The sequence below is a fragment of the Sphingobium sp. ZW T5_29 genome, assembly GCF_044987515.1.
GTDB lineage: Bacteria > Pseudomonadota > Alphaproteobacteria > Sphingomonadales > Sphingomonadaceae > Sphingobium.
Genome location: NZ_JBJDRM010000001.1, coordinates 225,956 through 239,130, shown reverse-complemented (window position 1 = coordinate 239,130; position 13,175 = coordinate 225,956). Strand labels below are relative to the sequence as shown.

Here is a 13,175-nt window from a genome sequence, read left to right as displayed (position 1 = left end):
TGGCTCGAAATCTCTCCGGCTCAGCCGTAGCGCCCGGTGATGTAATCCTTCGTCCGTTCCTGGCGGGGATTGGTGAAGATGTCCGACGTCACGCCATATTCGACGAGTTCGCCAAGGTGGAAGAAGGCGGTGCGCTGCGACACGCGGGCGGCCTGCTGCATATTATGGGTGACGATGACGATGGCGTAGCGACCGCGCAGTTCGTGGATCAGCTCCTCGATCTTTGCGGTGGCGATGGGGTCGAGCGCCGAGCAGGGTTCGTCCATCAGGATGACTTCCGGTTCGACCGCAATAGCGCGACCGATGCAAAGCCGCTGCTGCTGACCACCAGAAAGCGCGGTGCCGCTGTCATGCAGGCGGTCCTTCACTTCTTCCCACAGGCCAGCGCGGCGCAGGGATTTTTCGACGACCACGTCAAGGTCCGCCTTTGAACTGGCAAGGCCGTGGATGCGGGGGCCGTAGGCGATATTTTCGTAAATCGACTTGGGGAAGGGATTGGGCTTTTGAAACACCATGCCGACGCGGGCGCGCAACTGCACCACGTCCATGCTGGGCGCGTAGATATCTTCGCCGTCGAGCGTGATCGATCCTTCCACCCGCGCGCTCGCCACCGTGTCGTTCATGCGGTTGAGTGTGCGCAGGAAGGTCGATTTGCCACAGCCCGACGGGCCGATGAAGGCAGTGACATTGTCCATGTCGACATCGATCGACACGCCGTTGATGGCCTGCTTTTCGCCGTAGAAGACCTTGACGTCGCGGGCCGTCATCTTGGTCGTCGTGTCGGCGGCTTTTAGCGTTTGCGGTTCGTGCATCATGGTTACCACCGTTTTTCGAACTTGTTGCGCAGGTAGATGGCGAGGCCGTTCATCGCGAGCAGGAAGGCCAGCAGGACGATGATGGCAGCCGAGGTCTTTTCGACAAAGCCCTTGGAGACTTCATCGGACCAGAGGAAGATCTGCACCGGCAGCACGGTCGCAGGGTCGGTGATCCCGCCCGGCGGGGTCGCGATGAAGGCGCGCATGCCGATCATCAACAGCGGCGCGGTTTCACCCAGGGCGCGTGCCATGCCGATGATCGTGCCGGTAAGGATGCCCGGCAGGGCCAGCGGCAGGACATGGTGGAACACCACCTGCACGGGCGAAGCGCCAATGCCCAGCGCGGCGTCACGGATGCTGGGCGGCACCGATTTGATGGCGTTGCGACCAGCGATGACGATGACCGGCATGGTCATGAGCGCCAGCGTCATGCCGCCGACCAGCGGGGCCGAACGCGGCAGGTGCAGGAAGTTCAGGAAGATCGACAGGCCGAGCAGGCCGAAGATGATCGAAGGAACGGCGGCCAGATTGTTGATCGACACTTCGATAATGTCGGTCAGCCAGTTCTTGCGCGCATATTCCTCCAGATAGACGGCGGTCGCGACCCCGATCGGGAAGCTGAGCGCCAGTGTCACCAGCATCGTCAGCAGCGACCCCTTGAACGCGCCCCATATGCCCGCCTGCGTCGGATCGGTGCCGTCGCTGCCGGTCAGGAAGCCGGTGTTGAAGCTGGTCGAGAGCAAGTCCGCCTTTTTGAGCCGTTCCACGGCGGCTTCGGCTTCCGGCGTTCCTTCGCTCTTGGCGGCAAGGTCGATCGCGGTCGAAGCGGGAAGGGTCAGCGTTTCGGTGCGCGACAGGATTTCAGGGTCCGCCTTGATCGCGTCGCGCAGGACCGTCCAGGCCGCGGGTGACACCCATTCCCCGGCATCGGCGCCGAGCGCTTTCTTCACCACTTCACCGGTCACCATCGGCAGATTGGCGTTGGCGAGCGCCTGGTCGGTGATGGCTGCGGGATCGAGCAATATGGGCGAAGCGGGGAAATCGACCTTCACCGCGATGTCCGTCTGGCTAAAGCCACGCAGGCCGTTGCCCAGCATGCTGAACAGCAGGAAGGCGAGGAACGCGGCGGACAGGATCACCGCGAACATGCCGGTCGCCTTGAAACGGCGTTCGGCAGCGTAGCGCCGCGCGATCCGCTTGCGCATGGCGTCCGATTTCCAGTCGGTGGGAATGCGTTTGGTCATGTCAGGCTCTCCCCCCGTTCCGGGCTGGGCGACGTGGTCAGGTCCAGGGCGGCTCATTCATACGCCTCCCGATATTTCTTCACGACCCGCAGGGCGACGATGTTGAGCAGCAGCGTCACGACGAACAGGACAAGGCCCAGTGCGAAGGCGGCCAGCGTCTTGGCGCTGTCAAATTCCTGGTCGCCGGTCAGCAACTGGACGATCTGGGTAGTGACGGTCGTCACGCTGGCAAAGGGGTTGAGGGTCAGGTTGGCGGCAAGACCGGCGGCCATCACCACGATCATCGTTTCGCCGATGGCGCGGCTGACCGCCAGCAACACCCCGCCCACGACGCCGGGCAGGGCGGCGGGGATCAGCACCTTGCGAATCGTCTCACTGGTGGTTGCACCCATCGCCAGGCTGCCGTCGCGCATCGATTGCGGCACGGCGGCGATGCTGTCGTCGGCCATGGAGGATACGAAGGGAATGATCATGACGCCCATGACAAGCCCGGCGGCCAGAGCGCTTTCCGAAGACGCGCCTTGGATGCCGATGGCGACGGCGAAGTCGCGCAGGGCAGGGGCGATGGTGAGCGCGGCGAAATAGCCGTAGACCACGGTGGGAACGCCCGCGAGCACTTCCAGGATCGGCTTCATCCACTGGCGGACGCGCGGTTTGGCATATTGGGTCAGATAGATGGCGCTCATCAGGCCCAGCGGAATGGCGACGGCCATGGCGATGATCGCGCCGATGAAGATGGTGCCCCAGAAAAGCGGCACCGCGCCGAATGCGTCGTCATTGCCATAGCCCATGGCCGCCGATTGCGGGCTCCACTTCGTGCCGAACAGGAAGTCGATGGGATTGACCATCGAAAAGAAGCGGAAGCTTTCCCACAGCAGCGATGAAACGATGCCCAGCGTGGTGATGATCGCCAGCAGCGAGGCGAGCAACAATCCCGCCATCACCAGCCGTTCGACCCGTGTGCGCGCCCGGAAGTCGGGGCGGACGCGGGTGAAGGCGTAGGCGCCACCGGCGAAGGCCAGGACGAGCGCAAGCGCAGCCCCGGCATAGCCGAATTTCTCGCCAGCCTGACGATAGGGTTCGACCAAGCCCTGCGAGAGCGGATTGAAGGCGCCCGTCTGTCGCCCGGTCGCGATGGCCCGTGCTTCCGCCAGAATGGATGACCGCGAAAAAGCATCGACGGGCAGGTCCTGCGCGGCGGGGCTGGCCAGCACGTCCTGCGTCACCAGGCCCGGCGCGATATTCGTCCAGGCGGCAAGGAAGATGGCGGCGGGAATGATCGTCCACAGTGCGACATACCAGCCATGATAGCCCGGAAGACTGTGGACGGCATCGCGCCGCCCCGACGTCCGCGCGGCGGTTTGAAGCCGCAGTGCGCGGGCGCGGGCGCTGACCCAGGCGATTGCGCCAAGGCCTGCCAGCAGCAGGAAGATTGCAGGACCTGTCATCGTTTCCGCTTATTTCAGCTTCGAACCGTCGAGCGCCTCAAGCGACTTGACCGCTTGTGCGCCCGCCTTGCGCGCGTCCTCCGGCGCGGCGACCATGCCACGCTTCGTCAGCGCGCCATTGGGGTCCCAGTTCGCCGCGAATGTGTTGAGGAACGCCTGGAGGCCGGGAATGGCCTGCATATGCGCTTTCTTCACATAGAGGTAGAGCGGGCGCGCGCCGGGATATTCGCCGGACGAAACTGTTTCATAGGTCGCTTCGACGCCATTGATGGGAACGTCCTTCAGCGTGCTCTTGTTTTCTTCCAGGAAGCTGTAGCCGAATACGCCGACCGCCTGCGGGTTCGCGCCCAGTTTTTGCACGATCAGATTGTCGTTTTCGCCAGAGTCGACATATTTGCCGTCTTCGCGGACGCGGGTGCAGGTCGCCTTGAATTCGTCCTCATTCTTTTCCTTGAGGGCCTTCATGGCCGGGTCGGTTTCACAACCCTTCGTCAGGATGAGTTCGGCCAGCGAATCGCGGGTGCCGCTGGTCGAAGGCGGACCGAAGACGGAGATCGCGACCGCAGGCAGGCTGGGGTCCACATCTTTCCAGGTCTGCGCCTTGTTCGGACCCTTGCCATAGGGATTGGCGGCCAGCGCTTCATAGGCGATCTTGGGCGTGAGCTTCAGGCCGGGACCGTTCTTTGCCTCGGCAAAGGCAAGGCCGTCGACGCCGATCTGGACTTCGATGATGTCCTTGACGCCGTTCTTCTGGCAATCGTCGAATTCGGACTTCTTCATGCGGCGCGATGCATTGGCGATGTCGGGAAATTGAGCGCCGACGCCCTGGCAGAACAGCTTGATGCCGCCGCCGGTGCCGGTCGATTCGATGATCGGCGACTTCATGCCGGGATTGCCCTGCACGAACAGTTCGGCGACCGCTGTGGAAAAGGGATAGACGGTCGAGGAGCCGACTGCGCGAATCTGGTCGCGAGTGCCGCCAGCGCCGCCGCCAGCGCCCTGGTCGCCGCAACCGGCGAGGGTGAATGCAGCCGCAGCCGTGGCGGCGAACAAGGCGAAATGCTTCACGGGAAAATCTCCATCATCCTGGCCGCGATCGCTTCGCCGCCCCCTTCATGGAGACGCGCTTAAACGCGGTACGTCGCGCCTTTGTGACAGTCCAATTGCATTTTTATGACATCGACCCCGAAAGCCGTTTTTTATGCGCCTTTTGCACGACTACCCAAAGAGGCTTTTTCCTTTTCAGCGCCGCGCGGCAGCAGGACGGACACGGTCGTCCCTTTGCCCAGCGTGCTGCTGATATCCAGCCGCCCGCGATGCCGTTCCACGATATGTTTGACGATGGCCAGGCCGAGGCCGGTGCCCCCCATCGCTCGGCTGCGGCCCGAATCGACGCGGTAGAAACGTTCGGTCAGTCGGTGGAGGTGATCAGGGCCGATCCCTTCGCCCTGATCGGCGACGGAAATGCGCGTCATGCCGCTGGGTCCCGCGTCCAGTGTGACGCGGATCGGCGTGCCGGGGCGGCCATATTTCACCGAATTGTTGATCAGGTTGTGGAGCAGCTGCGACAACTGCGCCCGGTCCCCCTGCACCGGGGGCGGGGTGGACGCGACGTCCATTTCGACGTCCCGCCCGCGATCGTCGTGGCTGGCGCGGAACACGCTCACCGCCTCCGTGACCAGTTCGGCCAGATCGACTTCGCTGTCGGGCACGCGATATTTTTCCGCTTCGATCCGGGAAAGGGACAGGAGGTCCTCTATCAGCCGCTGCATCCGGCGCGCTTCGCCCTCCATGATCTTCAGGAAGCGTTGGCGGGTTTCGGTGTCGCGGCCAAGATCAGGATCGGCCAACGTTTCGATGAACCCCAATATGCCCGCAAGGGGCGTGCGCAATTCATGGCTGGCATTGGCCACGAAATCGACACGCATCCGTTCCGCCGCATAGGCGCCGCTATGATCGGCCAGATGCACCAGCCGCCGCACCTGCGCAGGGTCGCCCAGCGGCGCGATTCGCATCTGCCAGCGTTGTTCACGCGTGCCCAGTCCGACCAGCTCCACCATCTCCGGTTCGGTCAGGGGCGATTGATTCGCCAGCCTTTCCGCCGCAGCGGGATGACGGATGGCGATGCGCGCATCCTCTCCTTCAATATGGGTGCCCAGCAACCGCTGGGCCGCGCTGTTGGCCCGCAATATCCGGCCGCGATCGATCAACATCAGCGGGTCGGAAATCCCTTCCAGCAGGCTGGAAAAATCGGGGTGGGCGGCGATGTCCGGTGCTTCTGCCGGTTCGACCATCCCCGGAGCCTCCGTGATGGAGGAACCTCCGCGCGACGCGATCAGCAAAATGGCGAGCCCGGCAAACGCGGGCAAAGCCACCGCCAGCGGCGATACGCCCATCATCAGCACGCTGCCCGTGGCCAGCAGCAAGACCGCCAGAGAGGCAATGATCTGGGATATTGTCAGTCGATTCATGGTTACTAAGCTGGATTCCTGCCGCACTTGCTGCGATGGCTGGTGTAATAGCGTGCAATCTTTACGGTTTGGCAAGGGCGATAGCGGATCAGGAAGATATGAGCGAGCAAGGGCCGGAACACTCCAATGATGCTTCCCAGGAGGAAAGTTTCGATCCAAGCGCATCGTCGCGCCGCCAGTTGCTGATGGGCGGGGCGGTGGCCGCGTCTGCCATCGTTTCCATTCGTCCGGCGCTGGCCAACACGGCGGCTTCGGTCCTCAATTGCACCATCAATGTTCCTGATCAGGCGCGGGCGGGCAATTATATCGCCCCCAACGGGCAAATCGTGCCCGCCGGAACGCCGGGCGCTTTTCCGGGAACGGGACGCGGCTTTTCCGGTGAGCAGGTGAAGCAGGCGCTGCGCGGCCGTCCGCTGCCGGGCACCAGCTATGAACAGAATCAGGCCTATCTGAACTATATTCGCCGCCTCCAGTCCGGGACGAGCGGATTTACCTGCTTTGCTTCATTGCAAATGCCGCGTTAGGCACCTGCTTACTCCTCTGCTGTAGAGCGGTGGTGACACACCACGGATCGAAAGCAGGATCGTGACCGCCATATATCACTATTGCCGGGAAGAACGCGACGCGATTGCGGCCTGCGCGCTGGATGACATCACCCTGCTGTACCATCGCCCGTCGGGCCAGACGCATATGGTGATCAGCCCGGTGCCAGAGATATTGGAGGCTTTGGACGACGCCGCCCCAAGCACGGCGGCAGAGGTCCATGACAGGCTGGCGCATCGTTATGAACTGGGTGAGGCGAACGACGTGATCGCCCTGATCGATGCCCATCTGGCCGAACTGACGGCGTTGGGACTGGCGCGACGCCTGTGAAGCATCAGATCACTTTGAAGATCGGTCCGGCGACATTTCGGATCGGGTCCGCCTGGCGCGACCCGATCGACCATCTTGCGCGCCTATACGCCGCTTATCCGATGTCGCCCGATGGCATTGCCGATTTCAGCGTGCGGCTGGAGCCTGCGGGACCTTTGCGGCAGTGGCTGCGGCCCTCGATCTTCATCACCGGCGACCATGGCCTGGCCGAAGCCGCGCCCATGAGCCTGCGCCATGGCCTGTTGGCCGCGGAAATGGGCATGAACCTGCAGATGGCGCTCGGCTGGCGGCGGCATCTGCTGCTTCATGCCTCCAGCGTCGAAAAGGACGGGCGCGTGCTGGTGATGACCGGCGAATCCGGGTCCGGCAAATCCACGCTGGCCGCGCAACTGGGCGAACGAGGCTGGCGGTTGATGGGCGATGAGTTCGCGCTGCTGGACCTGACGACGGGACAGATATTTCCCTTTCCCCGGCTGGTGTCGCTCAAGAACGGCGCGATTGACGTGCTGTCCGCTGAAGTGCCGACTGATCGAATGGGGCCTTTGATGGCCAATACGGCGAAGGGCGACATCCGCCATCTGGTGCCGCGCGGCGGCGCGATCGATCGCATGGAAGTGGGGGGGCAGCCCGCCCTGCTGCTGTTCCCGCGCTTCGGACATATTGCTGACGCGCGCGCCGTTGGGCAGGCGGAAGTGTTCATGCGGCTGACGCAGGCATCGACCAATTATGTGGCGCTGGGTGAAGCCGGATTTCTGGCGCTTGGCCGGATGGTCCAGCATGTGCCCGCCCATGCGATTGACTTCCCGTCAGGCGACGAAGCCATCGCCATGGTCGAACGGCTATGGGAGGAGCAAGCGTGAGCGCGGCCTTGCTGGTGCGGACGCTGCGCGATCCCGCGTCGGTGGCGGCGCTTGATGCGAAGGGATGGAATGCGCTGGTCGCCGCGGCGCGCGCGGAGCGATTGATTGGCACGCTGGCACTGCGCGTTGATGAGGGCGTAGGGCCAGACGCGGTGCAGCCGATCCTGGCTGACGCGCGGGGGGATGCAGAAAGGGAAGCGCGGCAGGCGCTATGGGAAGCTGATCGTGCGGCGCTGGCGCTTGCCGATTTCGATGGGCCTGTCGTGCTGATGAAGGGGACCGCTTATGTCGCGGCTGGGCTGCGTGCGGGAGAGGGGCGCTTTATCGGCGACCTCGACATATTGGTGGCGCGATCGGCTATCGGCGATGTTGAGCAGCGCCTGATCGCGGCGGGTTGGGAATGGGTCAAGGAAGACCCCTATGACGACGCCTATTATCGGCAATGGATGCATGAACTGCCGCCGTTGATCCATCGCGACCGCGATCGAATGATCGACGTGCATCATACGATATTGCCGCTGACCGCTCGGCCAAAACCCGATGCGGATGCTATGCTGGCGGATGCGGTTCCCATTACCAAACGATTATATATTCTGTCCGCTGAAGACCGGGTCTGTCATGCGGTGGCGCATTTGCTGGCGGACGGCGATCTGGCGGGAGGATTGCGCAACCTTTGGGACATTCACTGCCTGTTGCCCGATGCCGATCAGGCCAAGTTGGTCGCCCGTGCGGAGCGGCATGGAATCGCCGCGCATGTGCGGCAGGCGCGGCGACTGGCCGACAGGCTTTACGGCACGGGCCGGGAGCGCGTGGGCATATGGGATCGCCTTGTCATCCGACGGCTGCTGGCGCGGGATGGCTGGGGACGGGAAACGGACAAGCTGCTGCGTTTCGGATTTTACCTGCGGTCGCACTGGCTGCGGATGCCGCCGCTGATGCTGGCACGGCATCTGCTGACCAAATGGCGCAAGGGGCATCGACCGGTTTAAGGGTGGGAAGAGGAACGCCTGTGCATGTTTTCTCTCCACCGCCCTTGGCGGTCCCCCTCCCCATGCCGACAGGGGAGGATGGGAGGCTTCAATCCCGCTTCAATATGTCCAGGGCCAGCACGGTCATGGCTTCGCTGGCGGTGGCGATGACCTTGTCGGCTTGCGGCGCCCAGAAGGGGCTGTGCAGGGACGGAAGGGTGGCCTGACCAGCGGCGGCCTGGGCCATCTGGTCCGCAGGGACGCCGCCGACCCAGAAAATGAAGCTGTTGATGCTTTTGTCGGCGCGGTAATAGCGGCCGAAATCCTCGCCACCCATGGAAGATTTCACCTCCATCACCGCGCCGTCGGGGAAATGCGCCTTTAGCCTGTCCGCCATCTGATTGGCGAAGGCGGGCGGATTATAGGCAGCGGGGGTGAATTCATCCTTCACCGTGACCACGGGCATCCGGTCGTCGGGCATGCCCGCCGCAATCGCTTCGCCGCGCGCGATGCGTTCTATGCCCCGGATCAGCTTTTCACGGGTGTCATCCGAATAGCTTCGCACGGTGAGTAGCAGCTTCGCTTCATCGGGGATGATATTGTGCTTGGCCCCGCCCATGAAGCTGCCGACGGTCACGACAGCAGGGTCCAGCGGGTCCTGTTCCCGGCTGACCAACGTCTGGAGCGACGACACGATTCGCGCGCCCAGCACGATGGGATCGCGCGCGGTTTGCGGATAAGCGCCATGCCCGCCCGTGCCGCGCACCAATATGTCGACGCTATCGACATTGGCGAGCGCGTAGCCCGGCGTATAGCCGATCTTGCCCGCTTCCAGATTGGCGGCATCGTGAAAGGCCAGGGCGTGGGTCGGGCGCGGGAAGCGCGTGTAGAGGCCATCTTCCAGCATCAGCCGTGCACCCCGGCCCACTTCCTCCGCAGGCTGGAGGATCATGACCAGCGTGCCTTTCCAACGGTTCTTCATCGATGACAGGAGGCGGGCGGTTTCGATGAAGGCGGTCATGTGCGTGTCATGGCCGCACGCATGCATGACGCCCGTTTCCACGCCTTCAGCAGTCTTTGTCCTGACCTTCGAAGCGAAGGGCAGGCCGGTCTGTTCGGTGACGGGCAGGCCGTCCATGTCGGCGCGGATCAGAAGCACTGGCCCGCTACCATTCTTCATGACGGCGACGACGCCGGTGCCGCCGACCTTTTCCGTCACGTCGAATTTCATCGCCTTCAGCCGTCGGGCGAGTTTCGCCGCGGTGGCGCTTTCCTGTTCGGACAGTTCGGGGTTGGCGTGCAGGTCGCGATAGAGGGACATCAGCCCGTCCATGTCGCTGGCAATAGTCGCGGCGATTTCATTAGGTCGGGCGGACGCGTCCACCGCGCCCGTCGGCGAAGTCTGCGCCACGGACGGAGATGAAAGGCTGGAGGCCGCGACCAGGGCCGTCAACGCGTGGCGCATGATTAAAAAGCTCCGTTTCTTCGGGGAGCAGCATAAGGTCATATGCGCGGGAACTTAAGGGATTTCGCCCCGTCGCGGTTTCGGCAAACCATAATATCCGCCCAAGCCACCCTGCCTTGGCATCATGCCAAAAAAGAAGGCGCCCGTCGTGAGACGGACGCCTTCCCCTGATCGCTATGGGAGTGATCAGAAGTGGAAAATCACACCTGCCGTCGGGCGGAAGCTGTCGAAATCATAGGTTTCGGTCTGGAACCGCAGGCGAATGCCGCTGTTGCCGGTGATGCCGCCCAGGCCGATATCCTTGGGGCCGACTTCAACGCCGACGCCGTACATCCAGTCCTTGCGGTTCGGCCAGCCCTGCTTGCCTTCAACCCACTGATAGCCAGCCGACGCGAAGATCATGCCGCTGTCGCCTGCACGGGCACCGAAGCGGCCCTTCACGCCATATTCCCAATCGATGTCGGCCCAACCTTTTGTAACATTGCCTTCGACACCGACGAAGACAGGGCCGAGCGGCACGTTAACGCCCGCAACGCCGCTGACGATCGCGCCGCTCATGATGGTTTCGCCGGGCACGCTGCCAAATTCCGACCGGCGGTCGAAACTGTGCCAGCCACCCAGGACGCCGACATAGGGTTCGACGCCGAATGCGGGGGTGCCGTCAGGCGCGGTTTCTTCCTGAGCATGGGCAACGGACGGAAGAGCCGCCATCATTGCGGCTGCGAAAAGAAACTTCTTCATGGGTAACTCCCTTTTGTCTGCTTCAAAATATGAAAGCGTCGGGAGGGAGAACCGAGCGCGGGAGGGATGGTTTCCCGCGATAAAACAAATGGTTCGAACCGTGATAAATTTGCCACAACGAAAACAGGCGACGAAACGGCGCGAGGTGTGAATGGTGCGCCGCCGCAAAATGCCGGCGGCGCGCGCTTTATTGAGCGGTCCAGCCGCCATCGATGGTCATGTTCGCGCCCGTGATATTGGCGGCCGCATCGCTGCACAGGAACAGGGCCATGGCCGCCACCTGGTCGACCGTCACGAATTGCTTGGTCGGCTGACCCGCAAGCAGCACGTCGTTCATCACTTGCTCGCGCGTCATGTTCCGCGCCTTCATCGTGTCGGGGATCTGATTTTCGACCAGCGGGGTCCAGACATAGCCGGGTGAAATGCAGTTGGCGGTGATGCCAAAGGTCGCAAGCTCCAGCGCCAGCGTCTTGGTCAGGCCGGTCAGGCCATGTTTGGCGGTCACATAAGCGCTTTTGAACGGGGACGCCGTCAGCGAATGGGCGCTCGCGGTCTGGATGATGCGGCCCCATTTTTGCGCCTTCATATATGGCACGGCCAGACGGGAGGTGTGAAATGCGCTGGTCAGGTTGAGCGCGATGATCAGGTCCCATTTTTCCACGGGAAAATCTTCGATCGGGGCGACATGCTGCATCCCGGCGTTGTTGATCAGGATATCGACGCCGCCGAATGTGCTGGCGGCTTCTTTCATCATCGCTTCGATTTCGGCTGGCTTGGTGAGGTCATGGCCGCTGTACAGCGCCTTGGCCCCGCTCACCCGCTCCAGCGCTTGCCGTTCCTGTTCGATGGCGGCGGGGTCGCCAAAGCCGTTGATGACGATGTTGGCGCCCTGTTCAGCCAGCAGCTTTGCATAGGCAAGTCCAATGCCGGACGTGGAACCCGTGATGAGGGCGGTCTTTCCGGCGAGGGACTTGGTCATGCATTCTTCTCCTTGAGATGATCGGGCGCGTCGAGGTCGAAGGTGGCGCTTTTCCCGTTCAATATGTTGCGCGCGATCAAGTCGCCCTTGTGCATGACTTCCTGCACCGCGTCCCGCCCCTGGCTCCAGTGGTCGAGCATCGTCGCGCGCGAAAATTCGAAGTCGCGAGCGCCGCTTTCCCAAGCGCGGCTGCGATAGATCAGGTGGACGATGTTGACCGAACCCCGATCCAGGCACTGACGCAGGCGGACCGCATCAGGATCGTCCTTAAGGTCCGGCGGCAGCTTTTCGAGCAGCGCGGCAATGGCGCGATGTTCGCGGCGCAGGCGCAGATACTGGTCGGTCACCTGGCGCGTGCGGCTGGAATATTGAATGTCCTTCGTCCGCGAATAGACGTCGGTCATCTGCTGCGGCTTGGGGCCTTCTGCGGGAAAGAGGTCCACCTGGAAGACGAGCATGTCCTCGACCTGATGATCCAGCACATGCGCCAGCGGCGTGTTCGACACAATGCCGCCATCCCAATACCAGCGGCCATCGATCTCAACGGGTGGAAGGCCGGGCGGCAGCGCGCCGGACGCCATGATGTGGCGGGCGTCGATGCGGGTTTTCCCATTCGGCCCGCGCGTGTCCCAATAGGCGAAGTTGCCGCTTTCCACATCCACCGCGCCCACCGATAGGCGAACAGGGCCGTCGTTCAGAAGGTCCCAGTCGATGCAGGCGTTCAACGTGTCCTTAAGCGGCGCGCTGTCGTAGAAACTGATTGCTCCCGGCGAACCTTCCGGCATCAGCATCGACGGCCAAAGGCGGGGACGGAACATGCCGGGCACGCCAAAGGTCGCCACCGCGCCCGCCGCCATCAGATGAGCAGCTTCCCGAATATGGTCGATTTCCGGCAGAACCACATTGGGCATCCCGCCCGACACTGTCAGCCAGAATTTCTTCAACCGGCTGATCCGCCGGTGCGGAAGGTTGCCCGCGATGATCGCGGCATTGACCGCGCCGATGGAAATGCCCGCGACCCAGCTGATATCGATGCCCAGAAGGTCGAGCCGTTCATAGACGCCCGCCTGGAACGAACCCAGCGCACCGCCACCCTGCAACAACAGGGCGACTTCGCTAGGCAGGGGGAGAGGCGTGCTGCCGCGCCGGCGGATGGGGGGATCAATCTCGGCCATGTCGCAGTGCAATATAAACAATGTCAGCCGCATTCCAACAGATGTCATGCGATTATTGAGCGGTCAGGCAACCAACCCCGTATCGAAGCCGTTCCAACTTTCCGCCAGAACGGCTAGCTAGGGCGGGATCAGGGAG

The 13,175-nt window shown here is 62.9% G+C and carries 13 protein-coding genes; 4 read left to right on the top strand and 9 right to left on the bottom strand.

What is annotated here, in order from left to right; genetic code table 11:
* Window positions 1–20: 20 nt before the first annotated feature.
* From pstB to ACI3KQ_RS01140, 5 genes are all read right to left on the bottom strand, one after another.
* Window positions 21–815 (bottom strand): phosphate ABC transporter ATP-binding protein PstB, encoded by a 795-nt coding sequence (gene pstB / locus ACI3KQ_RS01160; protein WP_404953948.1) that lies wholly within the window; start codon window positions 813–815, stop codon window positions 21–23.
* Between the two features lie 2 nt (window positions 816–817).
* Window positions 818–2,059 carry a phosphate ABC transporter permease PstA gene (gene pstA, locus ACI3KQ_RS01155; RefSeq protein WP_404953946.1) on the bottom strand — a complete coding sequence of 414 codons (1,242 nt, stop codon included), beginning with the start codon at window positions 2,057–2,059 and terminating at the stop codon, window positions 818–820.
* Window positions 2,060–2,112: 53 nt separating this feature from the next.
* Window positions 2,113–3,507: a phosphate ABC transporter permease subunit PstC gene (pstC, locus tag ACI3KQ_RS01150; protein WP_404953944.1), complete on the bottom strand. Its 1,395-nt coding sequence runs from the start codon at window positions 3,505–3,507 to the stop codon at window positions 2,113–2,115.
* Window positions 3,508–3,516: 9 nt separating this feature from the next.
* A complete protein-coding gene (locus ACI3KQ_RS01145) occupies window positions 3,517–4,575 on the bottom strand; it encodes a substrate-binding domain-containing protein (RefSeq protein WP_404953942.1) in 1,059 nt (352 codons plus the stop codon).
* 131 nt (window positions 4,576–4,706) lie between these two features.
* Window positions 4,707–5,978 (bottom strand): ATP-binding protein, encoded by a 1,272-nt coding sequence (locus ACI3KQ_RS01140; protein WP_404953940.1) that lies wholly within the window; start codon window positions 5,976–5,978, stop codon window positions 4,707–4,709.
* A 98-nt stretch (window positions 5,979–6,076) separates the two neighbouring features.
* Between ACI3KQ_RS01140 and ACI3KQ_RS01135 the strand changes: the two genes are divergently transcribed.
* From ACI3KQ_RS01135 to ACI3KQ_RS01120, 4 genes are all read left to right on the top strand, one after another.
* The gene (locus tag ACI3KQ_RS01135) at window positions 6,077–6,502 is read left to right on the top strand and encodes a hypothetical protein (RefSeq protein WP_404953938.1); all 426 of its coding nucleotides are present in this window, start codon (window positions 6,077–6,079) and stop codon (window positions 6,500–6,502) included.
* A 61-nt stretch (window positions 6,503–6,563) separates the two neighbouring features.
* Window positions 6,564–6,851, top strand: a complete 288-nt coding sequence (locus ACI3KQ_RS01130) for an HPr-rel-A system PqqD family peptide chaperone (protein ID WP_404953936.1) — start codon at window positions 6,564–6,566, stop codon at window positions 6,849–6,851.
* Entirely contained in the window at window positions 6,848–7,711 is an 864-nt protein-coding gene (locus ACI3KQ_RS01125) for an HprK-related kinase A (protein ID WP_404953935.1), read from the top strand. Before ACI3KQ_RS01130 ends, ACI3KQ_RS01125 begins: the two co-directional genes overlap by 4 nt.
* Window positions 7,708–8,700: a nucleotidyltransferase family protein gene (locus ACI3KQ_RS01120; RefSeq protein ID WP_404953933.1), complete on the top strand. Its 993-nt coding sequence runs from the start codon at window positions 7,708–7,710 to the stop codon at window positions 8,698–8,700. Before ACI3KQ_RS01125 ends, ACI3KQ_RS01120 begins: the two co-directional genes overlap by 4 nt.
* 88 nt (window positions 8,701–8,788) lie before the next feature.
* On the opposite strand, the gene ACI3KQ_RS01115 is transcribed toward ACI3KQ_RS01120, so the two are convergent.
* The 4 genes from ACI3KQ_RS01115 to ACI3KQ_RS01100 all read right to left on the bottom strand — a co-directional run bounded on the left by ACI3KQ_RS01115 (window position 8,789) and on the right by ACI3KQ_RS01100 (window position 13,039).
* The gene (locus tag ACI3KQ_RS01115) at window positions 8,789–10,144 is read right to left on the bottom strand and encodes an amidohydrolase (protein ID WP_404953931.1); all 1,356 of its coding nucleotides are present in this window, start codon (window positions 10,142–10,144) and stop codon (window positions 8,789–8,791) included.
* A gap of 186 nt (window positions 10,145–10,330) precedes the next feature.
* On the bottom strand, window positions 10,331–10,885 hold the full coding sequence (locus tag ACI3KQ_RS01110; RefSeq protein ID WP_404953929.1) for an opacity protein: 555 nt from the start codon (window positions 10,883–10,885) through the stop codon (window positions 10,331–10,333).
* A gap of 187 nt (window positions 10,886–11,072) precedes the next feature.
* Complete coding sequence (locus ACI3KQ_RS01105; RefSeq protein ID WP_404953927.1) at window positions 11,073–11,864, bottom strand: 3-hydroxybutyrate dehydrogenase; 792 nt, start codon at window positions 11,862–11,864, stop codon at window positions 11,073–11,075.
* Window positions 11,861–13,039 carry a DUF3734 domain-containing protein gene (locus ACI3KQ_RS01100; protein ID WP_404953925.1) on the bottom strand — a complete coding sequence of 393 codons (1,179 nt, stop codon included), beginning with the start codon at window positions 13,037–13,039 and terminating at the stop codon, window positions 11,861–11,863. The genes ACI3KQ_RS01105 and ACI3KQ_RS01100 overlap by 4 nt, the downstream gene beginning before the upstream one ends.
* Window positions 13,040–13,175 lie beyond the last annotated feature (136 nt).

Excerpts from the sequence above, each read along its gene's own strand:
- ACI3KQ_RS01100 (WP_404953925.1), bottom strand. The coding sequence starts at position 13,039 with ATGGCCGAGATTGATCCCCCCATCCGCCGGCGCGGCAGCACGCCTCTC.
- ACI3KQ_RS01110 (WP_404953929.1), bottom strand. The coding sequence starts at position 10,885 with ATGAAGAAGTTTCTTTTCGCAGCCGCAATGATGGCGGCTCTTCCGTCC.
- pstC (WP_404953944.1), bottom strand. The coding sequence starts at position 3,507 with ATGACAGGTCCTGCAATCTTCCTGCTGCTGGCAGGCCTTGGCGCAATC.
- pstB (WP_404953948.1), bottom strand. The coding sequence starts at position 815 with ATGATGCACGAACCGCAAACGCTAAAAGCCGCCGACACGACGACCAAG.
- ACI3KQ_RS01115 (WP_404953931.1), bottom strand. The coding sequence starts at position 10,144 with ATGCGCCACGCGTTGACGGCCCTGGTCGCGGCCTCCAGCCTTTCATCT.
- pstA (WP_404953946.1), bottom strand. The coding sequence starts at position 2,059 with ATGACCAAACGCATTCCCACCGACTGGAAATCGGACGCCATGCGCAAG.
- ACI3KQ_RS01140 (WP_404953940.1), bottom strand. The coding sequence starts at position 5,978 with ATGAATCGACTGACAATATCCCAGATCATTGCCTCTCTGGCGGTCTTG.
- ACI3KQ_RS01105 (WP_404953927.1), bottom strand. The coding sequence starts at position 11,864 with ATGACCAAGTCCCTCGCCGGAAAGACCGCCCTCATCACGGGTTCCACG.
- ACI3KQ_RS01135 (WP_404953938.1), top strand. The coding sequence starts at position 6,077 with ATGAGCGAGCAAGGGCCGGAACACTCCAATGATGCTTCCCAGGAGGAA.